This is a genomic window from Paraburkholderia phenoliruptrix (genome assembly GCF_902859825.1).
Classification (GTDB): domain Bacteria; phylum Pseudomonadota; class Gammaproteobacteria; order Burkholderiales; family Burkholderiaceae; genus Paraburkholderia; species Paraburkholderia phenoliruptrix.
The window spans coordinates 1-603 of record NZ_CADIKB010000127.1; the positions used below are offsets into that span (position 1 = coordinate 1).

A 603-nucleotide genomic window follows, 5' to 3' on the forward strand; every position below is an offset into this window, starting at 1 on the left:
CGAGCCATTACCCGAGGTGTTGATCGAACCATTCGGATCGACGATCACGCCCGTACCGTTGGTCGAGTTACCACTGATGTTGGTCGTGCCGTTGTCCGTCGTGTTGATCGAACCATTGATATCCGTGCCGATGCCATTGGTCGAATCACCGCTGATATTGGTCGAGCCGTTACCGGAGGTATCGATGGAACCGTTCGGACCGACGATCACACCCGTGCCGTTGGTCGTGTTGCCGCTGACGTTGAGCGTGCCGTTATCCGTCACGTTCACATCGCCGTTGATCACCGCGCCGTTGCCGTTCTTCGAGTCACCCGAAATATCGGCCGAGCCGTTGCCGGAGATGTTGGTCGAGCCGTTGTCGATCACACCCGTGCCGTTGGTCGTGTTGCCGCTGACGTTCAGCGCGCCGTTGCCGCTGACGTTCACGTCGCCGTTGATCACCGCGCCGTTGCCGTTGGTCGAATTGCCGGAGATATCGGCTGCGCCGTTGCCCGAGATGTTGGTCGAACCCGTGTCGATCACGCCGCTGCCGTTGCCAGCCGCATTACCGGAAATGTTGATCGTGCCGTTATCCGTCACGTTCACATCGCCGTTGATCACCGC

General features: G+C 59.5%; 1 pseudogene. It reads right to left on the bottom strand.

From position 1 onward, the window contains the following. Nucleotides 1–603, bottom strand: a pseudogene (locus HV711_RS33265) (hypothetical protein); the annotation flags it as partial.